Below are 20718 nucleotides of genomic sequence, written 5' to 3'. Positions count from 1 at the left end.
CCGCAGAACATTAACACGGTGCGGGGGGTGCCTCCCAATCGCCTGCTGGCGGCCCCGGGCGACCCCGACCGACCCGGTCCCGACCCAGGTCGCGAGCACCCGCCGTCACCTGCTCGTGACCGGAAGGTCCCGCTTCTGCGCCGAGCGTTCGCAGGAAATCCACACCGCGCGGAGGAGTGGTGCTGCGGCCCTGCCTACGATCTAGATAGTCTGCCCGCGAACGAGTCGGGCCGACGGGAGGAGGTGGCATGGGCGCCCTGGAGCGCTTCGAGAAGAGCGTGGAGCGCGTGATGAACAACGCCTTCGCGAAGGTAGGACGCAACAGCGAGATCAAGCCGGTCGAGCTGGCGAGCCGTCTGCGGCGCGAGGTGGACGACCGCGCCGCCGTCGTCGGGCGCGACCGGACGGTCGTGCCGAACGAGTTCACCATCGAGCTGTCCACGGCGGACTTCTCCCAGATCGACGCCTGGGGTGCCGAGACGATGGCCGACGAGCTCGCGACGAACCTCACCGAGTACGCGGCGTCGCAGCACTATGCCTTCGTGGGCCCGGTCAGCGTGTCGTTCGAGGAGCACGAGGACATTCCCGCGGGCCGCTTCGAGCTCCGCTCCGCCACCGTGCGCGGGAACGTCGCGCCGGCGACCTCGGCGGCGCCGTCCACCCGCCACCCGCTCATCGACATCGACGGGCAGCGCTACCTCCTCACCGGACCGGTCACCGTCATCGGCCGTGACGCCGAGGCCGACATCGTCGTGGACGACCCGGGCGTCTCGCGCCGCCACCTGGAGATCCGCGTGACGCCGGACGGCGTCGTCGCGACCGACCTCGGCTCCACGAACGGCCTGTTCGTCGAGGGCCACCAGGTGCCCGCGGCCACCCTGCTGGACGGCAACACCCTGACGATCGGCCGTACCCGCATCATGTTCTGGACCGGCAGCGCCTCCGGCCAGCAGACCGAAGGCTGGTGATCCCCCCAGGATGAGCGAACTGACGATCACCCTGCTGCGGCTGGGCTACCTGGTGCTGCTCTGGGTGTTCGTGCTCTCCGCGATCGCGGTCCTGCGCCGCGACCTGGCCCCCCGTGGCGCCCCCCGGGCCTCGCGGGCGGAGCGCCGCCGGACCGACGCGGCGCCCGCCGCCACGCCGGCCGGCGCCGCCGCGGCCCCAGCCCCTCCCCGTCGTTCCGGCCCCACGCGCCTCGTCGTCACGACCGGGCCCCTGACGGGCACCACGCTCCCGCTGACGTCCGCGTCGATCCTCATCGGCCGGTCGCCGGGCTGCACCCTCGTGCTCGACGACGACTACTCGTCGTCGCGGCACGCCCGCATCTTCCCGCAGGGCGACCAGTGGTACGTGGAGGACCTCGGGTCGACGAACGGCACCTTCATCGGGGACGCCCAGGTGTCGGGACCGCAGCCGCTGGCGCCGGGTGTCGGTGTCCGGATCGGCCAGTCCGTCGTCGAGCTCCAGGGGTGACCGCTACGTGACCCTCACCCTGCGCTACGCCGCGCGGTCCGACGTCGGGCTCGTGCGGTCCAACAACCAGGACTCCGCCTACGCCGGGCCGCACCTGCTGGTCGTGGCCGACGGCATGGGCGGCCACGCGGGCGGCGACGTCGCATCGCGCCTCGCGATCGCCGCGCTCGCTCCGCTCGACCGCACCGAGCACGGCCCCGAGGAGGCGCTGACCGACCTCGAGCACACCGTGGAGCGCGCCCGGCAGGACCTGGTGCGCGCCAGCGACGCCGACCCCGAGCTGGTCGGCATGGGCACCACCGTCACGGCCCTGCTGCACACCGGCACCACGCTGGTCATGGCCCACCTCGGCGACTCACGCGCGTACCTGCTGCGCGAGGGCCGCTTCACGCAGGTCACGGTGGACCACACGTTCGTGCAGCACCTCGTCGACACCGGCCGTATCTCGCCGGAGGAGGCGGAGCACCACCCGCAGCGCAACGTCGTCATGCGGGTGCTGGGCGACTTCGACGTCGACCTGACCCCCGACATGTCCGTCCGTGAGGCGCGCGCCGGCGACCGGTGGCTGCTCTGCTCCGACGGCCTGTCCGGCTTCGTCACGCCCGACCAGATGGCCGAGGTCCTCACCGAGACCCCCTCGCCCGACGAGGCCGCCGACCTGCTCATCACGCTGTCGATGACGGCGGGGAGCACCGACAACATCACCGTCATCGTCGCGGACGTCGTCGACGACGAGGCCGCCCCGGAGCCGGAGGAGAGCGCCGCCGGCGCCACCACGGCGCTGCCCACGGCCAGCACCGTGCCGCAGGTCGTGGGCGCCGCCGCCACCGGCGAGCTGCCCGAGGTCCTCGCGACCCCGGCGGAGGCCCCCGCGGAGGACCCTGCCCCCACGGACGCGATCGACCCCGACGACGAGGACCCGGACGACGAGGCGGACGACGCCGACGCGCGCCCGCGGCGGAAGCGGCGCCCCTGGATCACGGTCCTCGTGCTGCTGGTCGTCCTCGGCGGTGTCGGGTACGGCCTGTGGTGGGCGTACGGCTGGACGCAGCAGCAGTACTACGTCGGGGTGGCCGACGGCGAGGTCGCCGTCTTCCAGGGCATCCCGGCCAGCGCCGGCCCCATCACCCTGTCGACGCCCGTGGAGCTCACCGGCACGCCGGTCTCCGACCTGCCCGACTACTGGGCCGAACGCCTCGACGGGTCCATCCGGGCGTCGTCGGAGGCCGAGGCGCGCGAGCGTGCGGAGCGGCTCATCGCCGAGGCCGCCCCCGAGCCCACGCCTACCCCCACCCCGTCGACGACGCCGAAGAGCACGCCGACCCCCAGCACCACCCCGACGAAGGCGAAGGACACCAAGGCCGACGGGGGGTCGAAGGGGTGAGCGCCGCCGTCGACACATCCTCCGCGCGCACCGTCGAGTCCACGGAGCGACGGCCGGCACGCCTGGCCGAGCTGTTCCTGCTGATCCTCGCGCTCACCGCCGGGATCGCGGCGTTCGCCATGGTCGGCCGCAGCGTCACGGGCTCGCTGCCCACCGAGTTCTGGCCGGTCAGCGTCCTGTTCGTCGCCGTCGCGCTCGCCGCGCACGTCGTCCTGCGCGTCCGCGCGCCGTGGGCCGACCAGGTGATCCTGCCCGCCGTCGTGCTGCTCAACGGGCTGGGTCTCGCGATGATCCTGCGCCTCGAGCTCGCGGGCATGAAGGGCGCGAACGCCTGGGCGCAGATGATGTACACCGCGCTGGGCGCGGTCATCGCGATCCTCATCGTCTGGTTCCTGCGCGACCACCGCTGGATGCGGCGGCTCACGTACACGGCCATGCTGGTCGGCCTGGTGCTGGTCGTGCTTCCGCTGGTCCCGGGCATCGGCCGTGAGATCAACGGCGCGCGGATCTGGATCAACATCGGCTTCTCCGTGCAGCCCGCCGAGTTCGCGAAGATCGCGTTCGCCATCTTCTTCGCCGGCTACCTGGTCGCCAACCGCGACACCCTGGCCCTCGCGGGCAAGAAGGTGCTCGGGCTCCAGCTGCCGCGCATCCGCGACCTCGGCCCGATCATCATCGTGTGGGCGGCCTCGCTCGGCGTGCTCGTCTTCGAGCGCGACCTCGGCACGTCCCTGCTCTTCTTCGGCCTGTTCGTCGCGATGCTGTACCTCGCCACCGAGCGCTTCAGCTGGGTGCTCATCGGCCTCGTGCTGTTCGCGGCGGGCGCGGTGCTCGCGACGAGCATGTTCTCGCACGTCGCGGCCCGCATGGACGTGTGGCTGCACCCGTTCGACGCCGATCTCTACGCGTCGGGGTCGTCGTACCAGATCGTGCAGGGCACGTTCGCGATGGCGGCCGGCGGCCTGTTCGGCACCGGTTGGGGCGAGGGGTACCCCTACAAGGTGCCGTACGCGTTCTCCGACTTCATCTACTCGTCCCTGGGCGAGGAGCTGGGCCTCACGGGCCTGCTCGCGATCCTCATGGCGTACCTGCTCATCGTGCAGCGCGGCCTGAGGACGGCGGTCGCCGTCCGCGACGGTTTCGGCAAGCTGCTCGCCGGCGGCCTCGCGTTCGTCATGGCGCTGCAGCTGTTCGTCGTCGTCGGCGGCATCACGCGCATCATCCCGCTGACCGGCCTGACGCTGCCGTTCATGGCGCAGGGCGGGTCGTCGCTGCTGGCCAACTGGATCGTCATCGCCCTGCTCCTGCGTATCTCCGACAACGCCCGGCGCCCGTCCGCCCTGCCGATGCGAGGCACGGTCTCGCAGGGCGGCGCGATGCACGACCCGATCGTCGTCGGCGCGTTCGACGACGCCCGGTCGGGCACCGGCACCCCCGCCGCGGGCACCCCGGTCCGGCGGTCGGCCTCCGACGCGCCGTCGCGCGGGTCGACCCCGGCGGACGCGACCCAGACCATCGATCCGTACCGCGACACCCGAGGAGGTGAGCAGCAGTGAACACGACCCTGCGTCGGCTGGCGGGCGTCGTCATGGTCATGTTCCTGGCGCTCATGGTGTCGACCACGTGGATCCAGTTCTTCCACGCGGACGAGCTCAATAACGACCCGCGCAACGTGCGTGCCATCTACGCCGAGTACGGCAACGCGCGCGGCCCGATCGTCGTCGACGGCGACGCCATCGCCTCGTCGACCCCGATCGACGACCCGTACGGCTACCAGCGCAAGTACGCGAACGGACCGCTGTACTCCCCTCTGACGGGCTACTTCTCCCTGGTCAGCGGCAAGTCGAAGATCGAGTCCACGGAGAACGACTTCCTCAACGGGCAGGCCGACGCCCTGTGGATGGACCGGCTGCAGAACCTGCTCACCGGCCGCGACCCCGAGGGCTCGTCCGTCGAGCTCACGATCGACGCGAAGGCTCAGAAGGCCGCGTGGGACGCCCTCGGTGACCAGCGCGGCGCCGTGGTGGCCGTCGAGCCGTCCACGGGCAAGATCCTCGCCCTGGTGTCCAAGCCGTCGTTCGACCCGAACGACCTCGCGACGCACGACACGAAGAAGGCCAACGACGCGTACGAGGAGCTCGCCAGCGCCGAGGACAAGCCGCTGCTGAGCCGCGCCACGGCCGAGGCGTACCCGCCGGGGTCCACGTTCAAGCTGGTGACGGCCGCCACCGCCCTGGAGTCCGGCGACTACACGAAGGACACCCAGATCGACGCGCCGGTGACCTACACCCCGCCCGGCACCGAGAAGGCGATCCCGAACTACGGCGGCGAGGCCTGCTCGCCCACCGGAAAGATGTCCCTCGCGGACGCCCTCCGGATCTCCTGCAACACGGCCTTCGCGGAGCTCGGCGTCAAGCTGGGCAACGAGGCGATGTACGACCAGGCCAACCAGTTCGGCTACAACTCGCCGTTCGAGATCCCGTTCGACACCGCGAAGAGCGTCTTCCCTGCCCCGGACGACCCGGCCTGGGCGCCTCCGTTCGAGGCGTACAGCGCCATCGGGCAGTGGAGCAACGTGGCCACGCCGCTGCAGGTCGCGATGATCTCTGCCACGATCGCCAACGGCGGCACGATGATGCAGCCGTACTCCGTGGACACCATCCGCGACCCGCAGCTCGAGGTCGTGCAGCAGACGTCGCCGCACAAGCTGGAGCAGTCCGTCTCGAAGTCCACCGCCGACCAGCTCACGGACATGATGGTGGGCGTCGTCGACAGCGGCTCCGGCACCGCCGCCCAGATCTCCGGCGTCAAGGTGGCCGGCAAGACCGGCACCGCCCAGCACGGCGACACGACGAAGACGAAGCCGCACGCGTGGTTCACCGGGTTCGCGCCCGCCGACGACCCGAAGGTCGCGGTGGCCGTGATCGTGGAGAACGGCGGTTCCATGGGCTCGGAGGCCACCGGTGGTCGTGTGGCGGCGCCGATCGCCAAGGCGGTCATCGAGGCGGTGCTGAACGGATGAGGCCGAGCACCGGGCTCGCGCTGGGCGAGCGGTACCGGCTGACGCGCCAGATCGCCGTGGGCGGCATGGGCGAGGTCTGGGTGGCCGACGACGGCTACCTGGGCCGCGAGGTCGCGGTGAAGGTGCTCCGCGAGGAGTACACGGGCAACGAGGACTTCCTGCGCCGCCTGCGCACGGAGGCGCGCAACAGCGCCGCCCTGTCGCACCCGAACATCGCCCAGATGTACGACTACGGCGAGCAGGACGGCGCCGGGTACCTCGTCATGGAGCTCGTCCTCGGGGAGCCGCTGGCCGACCTGCTGGAGCGCGAGCCGGTCGTCGCGCCCCGCAAGCTGCTGCCGATCCTCGCCGCGACGGCGCGGGGACTGCACCACGCGCACCTGGCGAAGGTCGTGCACCGCGACGTCAAGCCCGGCAACATCCTGCTGGAGCACGGCGGCAGCGTGAAGATCACCGACTTCGGTGTGTCCCTGGCGGCCAACCAGGCGCCGATGACGGCCACGGGCATGGTCATGGGCACCGCCCAGTACCTGTCGCCCGAGCAGGCGGTGGGGCAGCCGGCGACGGCGGCCTCCGACCTGTACGCCCTCGGTGTCGTCGCGTACGAGGCCACCGCGGGCAAGCGACCCTTCACGGGGTCGACGCCGGTCGACATCGCGGTCGCGCACGTCAACGCGCCCGTGCCCGCGCTGCCCACGCACGTGCACCCCGGGCTCACGGACGTCATCGGCCGCATGCTCGAGAAGGACCCGTCGCGCCGGCCGGAGTCCGCAGCCGCCCTCGCGGGAGAGCTCGAGGCCCTCGCCCGGGAGATCGCGGAGGACCCGCTGGGAGCGCGTTCCCGGTCGGCCCGCCGTGTCGCCGCGGCCTCCCGCCAGGGGGCGCGACCCGCCCGGTCCGTCCCCGCGCACGCGGCACCCGCGCCGCGGCCCAGCACCCCCGCCACTCCTCCGTCCACCGCCCTGCCCGTCTCGTGGGCGTCGGTGACGCCGTCCGACGACGCGCACGCGACGGCGGACCGCGCCACGGCGCCCGAGCACCGGCCGGAGCCCGCTCCCGTGACCCCGAGCGCGGACGACGTCGTGCGCGCCTTTCCCTCGCGCCGCGACGTGCGCGCCGGGACGCACGACGCACGCCGCCCCGCGGTCCGCAGCACCCCGTCGGCTCCCGCCGCGACCCGAAGCCGCTCGGGCGCGGCCCGCCCCGCGTCCCCGCCGGAGCGGGAGGCGCGCCGCACGTCGACGTCCACGGGCCAGCGGTTCGGCCCGCTCGGGCGGCTGTCGTGGCCGCTGCTCGCGCTGCTCGGTCTGCTGGTGGTGCTGCTGATCGCCACCATGGTCCAGGCGATGGCGGCAGGTGCGGACGGCCAGGCCGCGGCGGTGCTCTTCGGCCCCGCCCTCGCGCTGACCGGCGGCCGGCCGGCGCCCCTCTCGACCCGCCCTGAGGCTCGACGCGCGGCGCTGCGCGACGCGCCGGGCACGACATCGGGCACCGCCGGCGACACGTCGCCGTGCCCGACGACCGTTCGCGCGGGCGTCCGTCCCGACTCTGGGATGATGCTCCGAGACACGCCGCGCGCCGCGCGTGCGGCCATGACCAAAAAGGACGACTGAGTGGTGGACAACACGCCCCGGGTACTCGCGGGCCGGTACGAGGTCGGTGAGCTCATCGGCCGCGGCGGCATGGCCGAGGTGCACATCGGGCACGACACGCGCCTCGGCCGCACCGTCGCGATCAAGGTGCTGCGGTCCGATCTCGCGCGCGACCCGTCGTTCCTGGCCCGTTTCCGCCGCGAGGCGCAGTCCGCGGCGGCGCTGAACCACCCCGCCATCGTGGCCGTGTACGACACGGGCGAGGACGCCTTCACGGACCCGCAGGGTGCCACGGTGCCCATCCCCTTCATCGTCATGGAGTACGTCGAGGGCCACACGGTCCGCGACATCCTCCAGGACGGCGCAGCCGTGCCGATCGAGGAGGCCATCGAGATCACGGCGGGCGTGCTCAGCGCGCTCGAGTACTCGCACCAGGCCGGGATCGTGCACCGCGACATCAAGCCCGCCAACGTGATGATCACGCCCACGGGCGCGGTCAAGGTGATGGACTTCGGCATCGCGCGCGCGATGGCGGACTCCGCGGCGACGATGACGCAGACCCACGCCGTCATCGGCACGGCGCAGTACCTGTCGCCCGAGCAGGCCCGCGGCGAGACCGTGGACGCCCGGAGCGACATCTACTCCACGGGCTGCCTCCTCTTCGAGTTGCTCACCGGCCGCCCGCCGTTCATGGGCGACTCCCCGGTGGCCGTGGCGTACCAGCACGTCGGGCAGGCGCCGCAGCGCCCCAGCGAGCTCGCGTCCGACGTGCCCGAGGTGCTGGACCGCATCGTCCTCAAGTCCCTGGCCAAGGACCGCGACGCCCGCTACTCGACGGCCGCGGAGTTCCGCTCGGACCTCGAGACCGCGCTGCGCGGCGGCGACGTCACCGCGCCGCTGATCGGCGCGGCCGCCGCCGGGGCCGCCGCCACGCAGGTGCTGGGCCAGGGCGGCGCCACCCAGGTGATGGACCCGGCCGGGTCCACGCCGTGGGGCGCCACCGCCGTGCAGACCGCGGCGGGCGGCGAGCCCCCCGAGGAGGAGAAGAAGAGCCGCAAGGGGCTCATGTGGACGCTGATCGCGATCGGCGCGATCGCGCTGGCCACGATCATCACGCTCATCGTCATCAACTCCGCCGGCAAGGACATGGTCACCGTGCCGCCCCTGTCGGACACGATCACGCCGGCCGAGGCGGAGCAGCAGATCACCCAGGCGGGCCTGAAGTACGCGCAGGAGATGGACACCGAGTCCACCGAGCCGGAGAACACCTTCCTCGGTCAGGACCCGGATGGCGGCACCTCGGTGGAGCGCGACACCGTCGTCACGGTGACGTTCTCCGCGGGGCCGGACACGGTGGCCGTGCCCGAGCTCGCCGGCCTCACGGAGTCCGAGGCCGAGGCGAAGCTCACCGAGCTCAAGCTCGTGCTCGGTGACGTGAGCCAGAGCAACAGCGCGACGGTGGAGAAGGACCTCGTCATCAGCTCCAAGCCGGGCAAGGGCCAGGCGGTCAGCGAGGGCGACACCGTCGACATCGTGACCTCCACGGGTCAGGTCGACGTGCCGAACCTCATCGGCAAGACCGAGAAGGAAGCCAAGGACGCGCTCTCGAAGCTCAACCTCAGCTCGCAGAGCAGTACCGAGGAGAGCGACAAGACCCCGGGGACGGTCATCAGCCAGAGCCCGAACCCGGGTTCTGTCCAGCAGCGCAGCACGGTCGCGATCGTGATCGCCAAGGAGAAGGCGCCGGAGAAGACCACGGTGCCCGACGTCGTGGGCAAGAGCGCCGAGGAGGCCCAGAACCTCATGGGCGACTCGCAGCTCCAGCCCGACACGACGTTCGCCCCGTCGGCGGACGTGCCCGTCGGCTTCGTGATCTCCCAGGAGAAGCCCGCGGGCACGGAGCTGGACGTCGACTCCCACGTGGGGATCGTCGTGTCGACCGGCCCCGAGGCGGGCGGCACCGACGAGCCCACGCCGACGGACACCCCGACCGACGGCGAAGACGGCGGTCTGGGCGACCTCCTGGGCGGGAACGACTGACCTCGCCGTCTCCCGGCTCGGCAGACCGTGACGGACGCCGGTCGTGACCTTCGGGTCGCGACCGGCGTTCGCGTCAGCCGGCGGTGTGGACCAGCGGCGCCATGCCGCGGGAGCGCTCGACCGCGCCGGCGTCGCCGCACACGGCGAGCCAGTTGGCGAGCAGGCGATGACCGCCCTCGGTCAGCACGGACTCGGGGTGGAACTGCACGCCGTGCAGCGGCAGGTCGCGGTGCTGCAGGCCCATGACGACGCCGCTCGCGGTCGCGCCGGTCACCTCGAGCTCGGCGGGCACCGTCTCGGGCAGCACCGCGAGCGAGTGGTAGCGCGTGGCCGTGAACGGCGAGGCGAGGCCGTCCAGGACGCCCTCCCCGTCGTGCTCCACCAGGCTGGTCTTGCCGTGCATGAGCTCCGGCGCGTGAGCGACCGTGGCGCCGTAGACCTCGGCGAGGGCTTGGTGCCCCAGGCAGACCCCGAGCATCGGGGTGCGCGAGCGCGCACAGGCGCGGATGACGTCCTCCGACGCCCCGGCCTCCTTGGGGGTGCCCGGTCCGGGGGAGACGAGCACGCCGTCGAAGGGCGTGCCGTCCTCGTCGTGGAAGACGCCGTCGGCGTCGGGCTCGGGGACGGCGTCGTTGCGCACGACGACGGTGCGCGCCCCGAGCTGGTCGAGGTAGCCGACGATCGTGTAGACGAACGAGTCGTAGTTGTCGACCACGAGGATGCGCGGCGCGGCGGGGGTGCTCTTCAACGGGGGCTCCTCGTGCGGGTCGGGATGGTCACGAGAACACGTCCGTGCCCTCGGGGACCGAGGCGTACTTCATCTCGGAGCTGCCGGTGTACGCGGGCAGGTCCAGCGAGCCGGCCTCCTTGACCGACCACCCGAGGGCGACCCAGTCGACGTACTGCTGGTAGATCGCCACGCCCGGGTCCTTGTCGAGGGACTCCCGGAGCGCCTTCGGGTCGCCGACGGCCTCGATGACGTACGGCGGCGAGAACACCTTGCCGTGCAGCAGCAGGATGTTGCCGGAGCAGCGGAACGCCGAGGTCGCCGTGACCCGCTCGCCCTGCAGCGTCATGGCCTCGGCGCCGCCCGCCCACAGGGCGTTGATGACGTGCTGCACGTCCTGCTGGTGCACCACGAGGTCGTCGGGCCTGGCGCCCGCGATGGACTGGCTGGAGGCCGGCGCGTCGTCGAGCGACACCCGGACCCCGGAGCCGGAGACGGGCAGCGCACCCGTCACCACGGACTCGTCGGCGACGAGGGAGAGGCTGCGGGTGGGCAGGTCGGCGCCCGCCTTCTTCCCGAGGTCGTCGATCTCCGCCTCGAGCTCGTTCATCCGGTCCGTGAGGTCGGTGACCCGGTCCGACTCCGTCGTGACGAGCTCGGCCAGGTCCTGCGGGTCGCGCCCGTCCTTGGTGTCCGCGAGCTGGGCGCTGGCCGTGAAGAGGAGCCCGGACGCGGCAAGGACGCACGCGACGGTCGCGCTCGCGCGCAGTCGACGGTTCATCGCGGCACACACCTTCAGTCCCCGGCTGTCCTTCTCGAGCCTGCTGACGACTACGCTAGTCGACAGAATCACCGGCGGTGTCAGGCATCCGGCCTCCGACCGCCGCACCCGCCCGTCCGGACAGGAGCCCACCCCGTGCCCGAGTCGAAGTCCCGCAAGAAGAAGAGCGCCCCGGCCGAGCAGGCCGCGACCCCCGCGAAGGCGAAGGCGCAGGGCAACCCGCCCTGGCTCGTGCCCACGATGCTCGGCCTGATGATCGTCGGCCTCGCGTGGATCGTCCTGTACTACCTGACCGCTCCGGGGCTGGGGCTGCCGATCCCGGCGCTCAAGGGATGGAACCTCGCGGTCGGCTTCGTGCTGATCATCGGCGGCTTCGGGCTCACCACGCGCTGGCGCTGACGTCTTCCACGGGTGTAGTTCGTTCCACACCTGTGGATAACCCTGTGGGCGAACGCTAGAGCCAGCCCACCGAGGAGTACTTCCACAGGGTCGCGGCGACGAGGACGACGGCCACGCCGGCGGGGAGCAGCCATGCCACGAGCGCCTGCCGCTCGCGCGGCGCGAAGGCGAACCCCGCACCCAGCGCGAGTCCGACGGCGAGGCCGCCCAGGTGGGCCTGCCACGCGATGCCGCCGACGAAGAACGGGATCGCCATGTTGATGGCGATGAGGGCGACGATCTGTCCGGCGCTGCGCCCGGTGCGACGCAGCACGGGGATGATCGCGCCGAAGAGGCCGAAGACGGCCCCCGAGGCCCCGACGACGGCGGTGTTCCAGCCACCGCCCTCCACAGGAGCAGCGAGGAGCAGGTAGCCCACCGATCCACCGACCGCGGACAGCACGTAGAGCGTGACGAAGCGCGCACGGCCGAACGCCTGCTCGAGGAACGGGCCGACGAGCCACAGCGCGTACATGTTGAACAGGATGTGCAGCGGGCTCGTGGAGTGCAGGAACGCGGCCGTGAGGAAGCGCCAGGGCTCGTAGAGCCCGATCGACGGGGCGAACGCCCACCGCTGGGTCCACTCGCCACCCGTGACGAGCTGCAGGATCCAGCTCACCACGCAGATCCCGACGATCGTGAGCGTGACGACGGGCTTCCCGCCGCGCACCGTGCCGCCGAACATCGTGCGGGTGCTGGGCACCGCGCGCGCGGCCTGGTTGACGCAGTCGACGCACTGGATCCCGACGGCCGCCGGGCGCTGGCACTCGGGGCACGTGGGCCGGCCGCAGCGCTGGCAGCGCACGTACGAGACCCGGTCCGGGTGCCGCGGGCACACCGGCGGCGCCCCGGCGGGCTGCCCGGACTGCGGGGCGGGGGGTGTCGTGGAGATGGGTCGGCCCTCCGAACGGCGATAGGGAGAGGTCGGGGTCGAGAACCTCGTCGCAGTCGTATCTTTCCCGACGTGGAGCGCCCTGGGGCGCGTGAACGCGACTGCGACGAGGTTCTCGACCCCGACCGTGTGACCAGGCGACCAGGCGTCGGTCAGGCGTCGGTGAGACCTGCTCAGTCCTCGACGGTGACGCTGTTGATGACGATGTCGTTGACGGGGCGGTCGCCGGGACGCGTCGGGGTGCTGCCGATGGCGTCGACGACGGCACGCGACTCGTCGTCGGCCACCTTGCCGAAGATGGTGTGCTTGCCGGTGAGCCAGGGCGTCGCCCCGGTGGTGATGAAGAACTGCGAGCCGTTGGTGCCCTCGACGGCGCCCGTGACGGGGTTGCGACGCTTGCCCGCGTTCGCCATCGCGAGGATGTACTTGCCGTCGAACACGAGCTCGGGGTGGATCTCGTCCTCGAACGTGTAGCCGGGGCCACCGGTGCCGGTGCCCAGCGGGTCACCGCCCTGGATCATGAAGTTGTCGATGACGCGGTGGAAGATCACGCCGTCGTACAGGGGGTCGTTGCGCTCGGCGCCCGTGGCCGGGTCCGTCCACGTCGTGGTGCCCTTGGCCAGCCCGACGAAGTTCGCGACGGTCTTGGGCGCGTGGTTCGGCAGCAGCTCGATGCGGATGTCACCGGCGGAGGTGTGGAGGGTTGCGAACATGCCCTCATCCTCTCACTCTCCCTCTCCCGGACTCTCACGACGCGGCGCGCGCGTAGCGCTGCAGGCCAGGGCACCTGGTGGCACAGTGGGTCCATGGTGCGAAAGAACGTGGGCGACAGCGTCAAGGACAGTGCCAAGGACCTCAACGAGAAGCTCGCCACCAAGGTGAGCGAGAAGGTCAACGAGATCGACACCGAGAAGCTCAAGGGCTCCGCGACGGAGGCCGCCGCCGTGCTGGTCGACGTCGGCGCCCGGGCCGCCGGTGGCGCCAAGGACGCCGCCTCTCAGGCCAAGGACTGGGCGGAGCCGCGCGTCGACAACTTCCTGGAGTGGCTCGTCCCGCGGGCGGAGAAGGCGTGGCGCGAGAGCGTGCTCGCCGCCGCCCCGCGGATCGAGAAGGCGGCCGACAAGGCCGGGCCGCTCGTCGACACCGCGCACGACAAGATCGTCGACGAGTACCTGCCGCGCGTGGTGACGGCCTTCAACGAGGCCGCGACCCGTGCGGGGGCGGCGGCCGGGGCCGCGGGGGTGGCAGCGGCCGACGCCGCGCGCGACGCCGCCGAGAAGGCAGGCCGAGCGGGCAAGAAGGCCGCGAAGAAGGCCGCCAAGGAGGCGGCGAAGGCCCAGGCCGCGGCCGAGAAGGCCGCCAAGGAGGCCGAGAAGTCCTCCGGCAAGGGCAAGGGGCTCTTCTGGTTCCTCGCGCTGGCCGGTGCGGCCGTGGCCGGGTACGCGTTCTGGCGTCGTGCCCAGCCGCAGAACGACCCGTGGGCCGAGCCCTGGGAGCAGCAGTCACGGCCCGACTTCGACGGCGCCGCGCGGGATGCCCGCCACGCCGTCGGCGACGCGGCCGAGGCCGTGGGCGAGGCCGCCGGCCACGCCGTCGCGAAGGGCCGCGAGGCGGCCGAGCGCGCCGGCGAGAAGGCCGCCGAGCTCGGCGAGGACGTCGGGGACAAGGTCTCCGAGGCTGTGGACAAGGCGAAGGACAAGGCGACCGACGCCGCGAAGAAGGCGACCAACCGCACCCGGTCCACCGCCAAGAAGGACGACGACGCCGGTGAGGGCGAGGGCGACAAGGCCTGACCCGCACGCCGTCCAGGACGGCACCCCACCGCACTCGAAGGCCCCCGCCCGACGGCGGGGGCCTTCGGCATGTCCACCGTCCCGCGGGAGGCTGATGACATATCGCAAGTCGATATGGAATCATCGCGCCTCGATATGGCCCCGTGGTCGAAGACGCCCGAGAGGACACCACCGTCATGGCGCGACGCTTGTTCCGGATCGGCGGCTGGGCCGCCCTGGTCGCCGCCGTCCTCGCCGCCGCGACGGCCGTGACCGCGGGGGTGTTCGGGGTCCTCGCACTCACCGGGAAGGCGGCCTACCCGGTGGACTACAGCGCCGGGCCGCTGCACTTCCGGGACGCACTCACCGTCCAGGTCGTCACGGCGTCGCCGGTCTGCCAGGAGTTCGACATCCGCAGGCTCCTGCCGAACGAGTACCCGGGCAACGGGGACTTCTGCTACAAGCTCGTCCAGGACGGTGGCGAGCAGATCATCCACGACGGCGTCGTCTCCCAGGAGGAGAGCATCCGGCCGACGGAGGCGATGCTCACCGGGGAGGTGCGCCTCGCCACGACGGGAGGCTGGAACTCCTGGGTGGCCGCACAGGTCGTCAAGAATGTGGTCATCGGAGCCGTGATCACGACGTGGCTGCTCCTGCTGTGGCGCCTGCTCGCCGCATCGGCCGCCGGGGACGCGTTCAGCTCCAGGACCGTGCGCCTCCTCCGCGCGCTGGGCTGGCTGACGATCGCGGCCGCCCTGCTGGCCCCGGCGTTGGACCACTTCACCGGCGCGCACCAGGTCGGGGGACTCCACTTCGCGTCGTACGGAGAGCCGGTCCTCGAGCCCGTGGGCACGGAGGGCTACCCCGGCGGCGTGGGCCTCGCGCAGGTCGCCCTGGGCGTCCTTGTGCTGCTGGTGGCCGAGATCTTCCGGCACGGCGCGGAGATCGAGGACGAGCGCAGGCTGACGGTCTGATGCCGATCGTCGTCCGGCTCGACCGGATGCTCGTCGAGCGCGGGATGACGCTCACGGAGCTCGCCGACCGCGTCGGCATCACCGTGGCGAACCTGTCGATCCTCAAGACCGGCAAGGCCAAGGCGGTTCGGCTCGCCACCCTCGACGCCGTCTGCCGCGAGCTCGACTGCCAGCCCGGGGAGCTGCTCGAGCACGTCGACGGTCCCGCCACCTGACGCCCCTGCCGCGCCACCCCGCCGTGCTCGGGAGCGTCAGGCTTCCGGCACGTCCTGGAAGGCGCGGACCTCGATCCGGCCCCGCAGGGCCCGCGCGGCGCGGGTGCCCCACTCGAGCGCCGCGTCCTCGTCGTCCGCCTCGATCACCCACAGGCCGCCGAGGTACTCCGCTGCCTCCACGAACGGACCGGGCGTCCGGGTGGGCGTGTCGACCGCCCCGTCGATCGTCGTCGCCGTGCTCGGCGGGTGCAGACCACCCGCGAACCGCAGGGCGCCCGCGGCCTCCAGGTCCGCGTTGAGGGCCCCGACCGCCGCGAGGGCGGCCTCCAGCTCCGCGGGGTCCATGGACGTCATCGTGGGCTCCGTGGCGGAGTCGTGCGGCACCGACAGGAGGTACAGCGTCATGGTGGCTCCTCGGTCGTGCCGACCTGGTGGCCGGCGGATCCCCTCCACCCTGCACCCCGTGCGTGCTCGACGCTCAGCCGCGGTCGGCGGGCGCCGTCGACGGCGCCACCGTCAGCCCGGTCCGCGCGACGACGACGGGGCACGACGCGTGGGCCGCCGCCTCGGCGAGCAGCGCCGCGGGGTCGTGCCACGGCCGCAGGTGGGTGAGCACGAGCAGCCGCGACCCGGAGAGTGCGGAGAGCCGGCCGGCGTCGCCCGCGGTGAGGTGCTGCCACGCGCCGCCCTCGACCGCCTCGCGCCCGTCGTCGAACCCGGAGGCTTCGGCGAGCAGGACCTCGCACCCCGCAGCGAGCTCCTCCAGCGCGACGCACGGCGCGGAGTCGCCGGTGTAGCACAGCGCGTCCCCGACCCGCACGGCGAAGCTGTGGTCGGTGTGGGGCGCCCGGGCCAGGCGCAGGTCGAACGGGCCCAGGCGGAGCGCGCCCTCCGTCGTCTCCTGCACGGCGAGCACGTCGGGCAGCTGCCGCACGACCTCCGGGAGGTCCCGCGGCCCGACGACCGTGACGGGCGGCAGGGGGTCCGGGTACAGCGGCCGGTGCGTGCGGGCGTAGGCGAGGTGCTTCAGGTCCTCCCAGTGGTCGCCGTGGGCGTGGGAGAGCACGACCGCGTCGATCTCGTGCGGGGCCGCGTAGGCCTGCAGGGCGCCGAACGCGCCCGGGCCGACGTCGAGGAGGAGGCGGTACCCGTCGTCCTCGACGAGGTAGCAGGAGCACGGCGAGTCGGGGCCCGGGACCGATCCGGAGGAACCCACGACGACGAGGCGCACGGCGCCCACTGTAGGGCGGGCCGGCGCCCACGGCAGCGCCGTCCCGCTCGACGTGCCCGGGCGCGCGAACGGCCGCCGACCCGAGGACATCGGGTCGGCGGCCGTTCGCCGAGGGTGGAGCCAAGGGGACTCGAACCCCTAACCCCCTGCTTGCAAAGCAGGTGCGCTACCAATTGCGCCATGGCCCCGAGCAGCCCGTGGACAGGGCAAGGGGGAGAGGCTCAGTCGATGGTGTCGGTGACCTCGGACCACAGGTCCCGGTCTGCCGAGTCCTCGTTGAGCCGGCGCCAGACCAGGTAGCCCGCGCCGAGCGCGAGCAGGACGACGAACAGCTTCTTCATCATCAGCCTCCTCGTCACGACCGTCAGGCCGTGCGTGTCGGGCCCGGGCCTGGTGTGGCCTGGAGTGGGGCTAGGAGGACTTGAACCTCCGACCTCTTCCTTATCAGGGAAGCGCTCTAACCGTCTGAGCTATAGCCCCGAGCGCGCTCCCAGAAGGAGCGCGTGCAGCACGGAACATTACCGTACCGGGAGTCCCCGGCCCAAACCGGGACCGCCCTCACGTGGTGTGACGTCGGTCCCGGTCCGGGGCGAGGGGTCACTCGTCCGTGAGCGTGAGGTGCACGCCGCCGACCAGCGCGGCCGTGATGTTGTAGAGGATGGCCATGATCGTGGCCAGCGCGGTCATCAGCACCACGTTGACGATGGCGATCAGCACCGACAGCGACACGACGCGGTCGAACTTCACGAACTGCATGAGGTTCACGGCCTGCGGGCCGATCGTGTCGCTCATGAAGGACTGGATCGTGGCGAAGGTGCCCATGTCGTTCAGCACGTACCAGACGACCATCGTGGCGACGACGATGATGAAGCCGATCGCGACGGACAGCAGGAACGCGAGCTTCATGACCGACCAGGGGTCGACACGAGAGACCGACAGGCGCACGCGGCGCGGGCCGTTGCCGGCCACGCCCGCACCGACCATCGGCGCCGCGGCGGCGGGCGCCGGCGTCGGGGCCGCGGTGCCGTGCACCCCGCCCGCGGAGTAGTGCATCTCCGGGCGCGGCTCGGCCTGCCGGGGCTTCGCCGCCGGCGCCGCGCCGTTGCCGGTCGGCTCCTGGTCCTTGGCCGAACCGTCCGGCATGACGGACTGGACCTTCTTCGCGGCGTTGCGTGCCGCGGCGAGAGCCGCGGCGGCCGCCTTGACGGCGCCCTCCTTGACCGGCGACGCGCCCTGCGAGGGAGCCTGTGCGGCTGCGGACGCCGTGGCCGGCGCCTCGGGAGCCGGCGCAGGTACGGCGGCCTGCACCTGCGTCGTCTGGAACGACGCCGGGGCGGAGGTGGCCGAGGAGCCCCGCTGCGCCGCCGCGCCACCGACGGTCACGCCGCGCGACGTGGACCCGGGCGCAGGCGGAGGCGGAGGCACGGGCGCCCGCCGGTGCGTGGCGTCGTCGATCTCGGCCCCCCGCACGGGAGGCGCCGACGACGCCCTGGTCGACGCGTGGTTCTCCGTCATCAGTCCTCGTCCCCGCTCGTGGTCTGCTCGTCGGCGGCCTGCTCGTCCACGCTAACCGACTCGTCGTCAGCACGACGCTCGACGTTCCGGGCCACCGCGATGATGCGGTCGCCGCGGTCGGGCTTGGCGAAGGTCACGCCCTGCGTGGTACGGCCGGTGAGGTTCACCTCTGCGACCGCCGAGCGCACGATCTTGCCACGCTCCATGATGACGAGCACCTCGTCGTCCGCCTCTGTGACCAGGGCCCCCACGAGGTCTCCACGAGCCTCGACCAGGTTGGCGACCTTGATGCCGTAGCCGGCCCGTCCCTGCACCCGGTACTCGCCGATCGCGGTGCGCTTGGCGAAGCCGCCCTCGGTCACCACGAACAGGTCCGTGCCGGGCGTCACGACGTCCGCGTTGAGCAGCTCGTCGTCCTCCCGGAACTTCATGCCGGTGACGCCCGACGTGGCACGGCCCATCGGGCGCAGCGTGTCGTCGTCGGCGGGGAACCGGATCGACTGGCCCTTGCGCGACACGAGGATCAGGTGGTCGTCCGCGTTGACCAGACGGGCGGCGACGAGCTCGTCGGGGTTGCCCTGCTCGTCCTCGCGGAGGTTGATGGCGATGAGGCCGCCCGAGCGCGGCGAGTTGTACTCGCCGAGACGCGTCTTCTTCACCAGGCCGCGGCGGGTCGCGAGGACCAGGTGGTCCGCGGCCTCGTAGTCCGGCAGGTCCAGCACCTGGGCGATCCGCTCACCCGGCTGGAAGGCCAGCATGTTCGCCACGTGCTGGCCCTTGGCGTCGCGTCCGCCCTCCGGCAGCTCGTACCCCTTGGCCCGGTACACGCGGCCGAGGTTGGTGAAGAACAGCAGCCAGTGGTGCGTCGTCGTGACGAAGAAGTGCTCGACGATGTCGTCCTCGCGCAGGGCCGCGCCGCGCACGCCCTTGCCGCCGCGACGCTGCGCCCGGTAGTTGTCCGATCGCGTGCGCTTGGCGTACCCGCCGCGCGTGATCGTGACGACGACCTCCTCCTCGGGGATGAGGTCCTCGACCGACATGTCGCCGTCGAACGGCAGGATCGTGGTGCGGCGCTCGTCGCCGTAGCGCTCGACGATGTCGTCGAGCTCGTCCTGGACGATGGTCCGCTGGCGCTCCGGCTTCGCGAGGATGTCCTTGTAGTCCTCGATCTCCCGCTGCAGCGCGTCGTGCTCGTCGATGATCTTCTGGCGCTCCAGGGCCGCGAGGCGGCGCAGCTGGAGGGCGAGGATCGCGTTGGCCTGCTGCTCGTCGACGTCGAGCAGCTCCATCAGCCCGCTGCGGGCCTGCTCGACGTCGGGGGAGCGGCGGATGAGCGCGATGACCTCGTCGAGCGCGTCGAGGGCCTTGAGGTAGCCGCGCAGGATGTGGATCTGGCGCTCGGCCTCGGCCAGCAGGTACTCGGTGCGCCGGCGCACGACCTCGATCTGGTGCGTGGTCCAGTGCCGCACGAAGGCGTCGAGGCTGAGCGTGCGCGGCACGTCGTCGACGAGCGCCACCATGTTCGCGCCGAAGCTGAACTGCAGCGGCGTGTGCTTGTAGAGGTTGTTCAGCACGACCTTGGCGATGGCGTCGCGCTTGAGCACGATGACCAGGCGCTGGCCGGTGCGGCCCGAGGTCTCGTCGCGGATGTCCGCGATGCCGGCGAGCTTGCCGTCGTTGACGAGGTCGGCGATCTTCGACGCCAGGTTGTCCGGGTTGACCTGGTACGGCAGCTCCGTGATGACGAGGCAGATCCGGTTCTGGATCTCCTCCACGTTCACGACGGCGCGCATGGAGATCGACCCGCGCCCGGTGCGGTACGCCTCCTCGATCCCCTTGGTGCCGAGGATTGTGGCGCCGGTGGGGAAGTCCGGCCCCTTGATGCGCAGCATCAGGGCGGCGAGGAGCTCCTCGCGGGACGCGTCGGGGTTCGCGAGGTGCCAGCGCACGCCCTCCGCGACCTCGCGCAGGTTGTGCGGCGGGATGTTCGTCGCCATGCCCACCGCGATGCCGGCGGACCCGTTGACGAGCAGGTTCGGGAAGCGCGCGGGCAGGACGACGGGCTCCTGCGTGCGGCCGTCGTAGTTGTCCTGGAAGTCGACCGTGTTCTTGTCGATGTCCCGGACCATCTCCATGGCCAGCGGGGCCATGCGGCACTCGGTGTACCGCGGCGCCGCGGCCGGGTCGTTGCCGGGGGAGCCGAAGTTGCCCTGTCCCGCGACGAGCGGGTACCGCAGCACCCAGTCCTGCACGAGGCGCACGAGCGTGTCGTAGATCGCCGTGTCGCCGTGCGGGTGGAACTTGCCCATGACGTCGCCGACGACGCGCGAGCACTTCGAGTACGCGCGGTCGGGGCGGTAGCCGCCGTCGTACATCGCGTACAGCACGCGGCGGTGCACCGGCTTGAGGCCGTCCCGCACGTCCGGCAGCGCGCGCCCGACGATGACGCTCATCGCGTAGTCGAGATAGCTGCGTTGCATCTCCAGCTGCAGGTCGACCTGGTCGATGCGGCCGTGCTGCACGGCGACCTGGCCGTCCGTCGTCTCGATCGCCTCGTCGCCGGGGGCGCCGTCCGTCATGTCGGGACCGGGGGTCTCGTCCGTCACCGTCTACCTTCTTCCTGTCCTGCGCCGCCGGGGCGCGGGTTCCGTGTCCTCGA

General features: G+C 72.1%; 20 protein-coding genes and 2 tRNA genes. 11 read left to right on the top strand and 11 right to left on the bottom strand.

What is annotated here, in order from left to right:
• Window positions 1-248 precede the first annotated feature (248 nt).
• From ACFU9A_RS02270 to pknB, 7 genes are read left to right on the top strand one after another with little or no spacing between them, the layout of a single operon-like run.
• Window positions 249-968: an FhaA domain-containing protein gene (locus ACFU9A_RS02270; protein WP_430573636.1), complete on the top strand. Its 720-nt coding sequence runs from the start codon at window positions 249-251 to the stop codon at window positions 966-968.
• A gap of 10 nt (window positions 969-978) precedes the next feature.
• Window positions 979-1476, top strand: coding sequence for an FHA domain-containing protein (locus ACFU9A_RS02265; RefSeq protein WP_430573635.1), 498 nt, complete (start codon window positions 979-981; stop codon window positions 1474-1476).
• Between the two features lie 7 nt (window positions 1477-1483).
• Window positions 1484-2860 (top strand): Stp1/IreP family PP2C-type Ser/Thr phosphatase, encoded by a 1377-nt coding sequence (locus tag ACFU9A_RS02260; RefSeq protein ID WP_430573634.1) that lies wholly within the window; start codon window positions 1484-1486, stop codon window positions 2858-2860.
• Window positions 2857-4416, top strand: a complete 1560-nt coding sequence (locus tag ACFU9A_RS02255; protein ID WP_430573633.1) for an FtsW/RodA/SpoVE family cell cycle protein — start codon at window positions 2857-2859, stop codon at window positions 4414-4416. The genes ACFU9A_RS02260 and ACFU9A_RS02255 overlap by 4 nt, the downstream gene beginning before the upstream one ends.
• Window positions 4413-5882: a peptidoglycan D,D-transpeptidase FtsI family protein gene (locus ACFU9A_RS02250; protein WP_430573632.1), complete on the top strand. Its 1470-nt coding sequence runs from the start codon at window positions 4413-4415 to the stop codon at window positions 5880-5882. Before ACFU9A_RS02255 ends, ACFU9A_RS02250 begins: the two co-directional genes overlap by 4 nt.
• Window positions 5879-7495 (top strand): protein kinase, encoded by a 1617-nt coding sequence (locus ACFU9A_RS02245; protein WP_430573631.1) that lies wholly within the window; start codon window positions 5879-5881, stop codon window positions 7493-7495. Before ACFU9A_RS02250 ends, ACFU9A_RS02245 begins: the two co-directional genes overlap by 4 nt.
• Window positions 7496-9514, top strand: coding sequence for a Stk1 family PASTA domain-containing Ser/Thr kinase (pknB, locus tag ACFU9A_RS02240; RefSeq protein ID WP_430573630.1), 2019 nt, complete (start codon window positions 7496-7498; stop codon window positions 9512-9514).
• Between the two features lie 73 nt (window positions 9515-9587).
• Here pknB and ACFU9A_RS02235 read toward each other — a convergent pair whose 3' ends face one another.
• Both ACFU9A_RS02235 and ACFU9A_RS02230 read right to left on the bottom strand, forming a co-directional pair.
• Entirely contained in the window at window positions 9588-10262 is a 675-nt protein-coding gene (locus tag ACFU9A_RS02235) for an aminodeoxychorismate/anthranilate synthase component II (RefSeq protein WP_430573629.1), read from the bottom strand.
• Window positions 10263-10290: 28 nt separating this feature from the next.
• Window positions 10291-11022: a DUF881 domain-containing protein gene (locus tag ACFU9A_RS02230; RefSeq protein WP_430573628.1), complete on the bottom strand. Its 732-nt coding sequence runs from the start codon at window positions 11020-11022 to the stop codon at window positions 10291-10293.
• A 135-nt stretch (window positions 11023-11157) separates the two neighbouring features.
• Between ACFU9A_RS02230 and ACFU9A_RS02225 the strand changes: the two genes are divergently transcribed.
• Entirely contained in the window at window positions 11158-11421 is a 264-nt protein-coding gene (locus ACFU9A_RS02225) for a cell division protein CrgA (protein WP_430573627.1), read from the top strand.
• 55 nt (window positions 11422-11476) lie between these two features.
• Here the strand turns inward: ACFU9A_RS02225 and ACFU9A_RS02220 are convergent, their stop codons facing one another.
• A complete protein-coding gene (locus ACFU9A_RS02220; protein WP_430573626.1) occupies window positions 11477-12265 on the bottom strand; it encodes a rhomboid family intramembrane serine protease in 789 nt (262 codons plus the stop codon).
• Window positions 12266-12525: 260 nt separating this feature from the next.
• The gene (locus ACFU9A_RS02215; RefSeq protein ID WP_430573625.1) at window positions 12526-13065 is read right to left on the bottom strand and encodes a peptidylprolyl isomerase; all 540 of its coding nucleotides are present in this window, start codon (window positions 13063-13065) and stop codon (window positions 12526-12528) included.
• A gap of 93 nt (window positions 13066-13158) precedes the next feature.
• On the opposite strand from ACFU9A_RS02215, the gene ACFU9A_RS02210 reads away from it, so the two are divergent.
• The 3 genes from ACFU9A_RS02210 (at window position 13159) to ACFU9A_RS02200 (ending at window position 15313) form a co-directional block, all read left to right on the top strand.
• Window positions 13159-14145 carry a hypothetical protein gene (locus tag ACFU9A_RS02210; protein WP_430573624.1) on the top strand — a complete coding sequence of 329 codons (987 nt, stop codon included), beginning with the start codon at window positions 13159-13161 and terminating at the stop codon, window positions 14143-14145.
• Window positions 14146-14321: 176 nt separating this feature from the next.
• Entirely contained in the window at window positions 14322-15098 is a 777-nt protein-coding gene (locus ACFU9A_RS02205) for a DUF2975 domain-containing protein (protein WP_430573623.1), read from the top strand.
• Window positions 15098-15313 (top strand): helix-turn-helix domain-containing protein, encoded by a 216-nt coding sequence (locus ACFU9A_RS02200; protein ID WP_430573622.1) that lies wholly within the window; start codon window positions 15098-15100, stop codon window positions 15311-15313. The genes ACFU9A_RS02205 and ACFU9A_RS02200 overlap by 1 nt, the downstream gene beginning before the upstream one ends.
• Window positions 15314-15349: 36 nt before the next feature.
• Here ACFU9A_RS02200 and ACFU9A_RS02195 read toward each other — a convergent pair whose 3' ends face one another.
• The 7 genes from ACFU9A_RS02195 to gyrA form a co-directional block, all read right to left on the bottom strand.
• Complete coding sequence (locus tag ACFU9A_RS02195; RefSeq protein ID WP_430573621.1) at window positions 15350-15718, bottom strand: YciI family protein; 369 nt, start codon at window positions 15716-15718, stop codon at window positions 15350-15352.
• A 73-nt stretch (window positions 15719-15791) separates the two neighbouring features.
• A complete protein-coding gene (locus tag ACFU9A_RS02190) occupies window positions 15792-16544 on the bottom strand; it encodes an MBL fold metallo-hydrolase (protein ID WP_430573620.1) in 753 nt (250 codons plus the stop codon).
• Window positions 16545-16659: 115 nt separating this feature from the next.
• Window positions 16660-16732 (bottom strand) — tRNA-Ala (locus tag ACFU9A_RS02185).
• A 33-nt stretch (window positions 16733-16765) separates the two neighbouring features.
• Window positions 16766-16885, bottom strand: coding sequence for a DLW-39 family protein (locus ACFU9A_RS02180; RefSeq protein WP_430573619.1), 120 nt, complete (start codon window positions 16883-16885; stop codon window positions 16766-16768).
• 65 nt (window positions 16886-16950) lie between these two features.
• Window positions 16951-17024, bottom strand: a tRNA-Ile gene (locus tag ACFU9A_RS02175).
• A 117-nt stretch (window positions 17025-17141) separates the two neighbouring features.
• Complete coding sequence (locus tag ACFU9A_RS02170) at window positions 17142-18059, bottom strand: DUF3566 domain-containing protein (RefSeq protein WP_430573618.1); 918 nt, start codon at window positions 18057-18059, stop codon at window positions 17142-17144.
• Window positions 18059-20665: a DNA gyrase subunit A gene (gene gyrA / locus ACFU9A_RS02165; protein WP_430573617.1), complete on the bottom strand. Its 2607-nt coding sequence runs from the start codon at window positions 20663-20665 to the stop codon at window positions 18059-18061. Before gyrA ends, ACFU9A_RS02170 begins: the two co-directional genes overlap by 1 nt.
• Between the last annotated feature and the right edge of the window lie 53 nt (window positions 20666-20718).

This window comes from Isoptericola sp. NPDC057653 (assembly GCF_042799955.1).
In the GTDB taxonomy this organism is placed as follows: Bacteria; Actinomycetota; Actinomycetes; order Actinomycetales; family Cellulomonadaceae; genus Isoptericola.
Note: the sequence above shows the minus strand (reverse complement) of the source record. Positions and strands in the feature narration are given on the sequence as shown.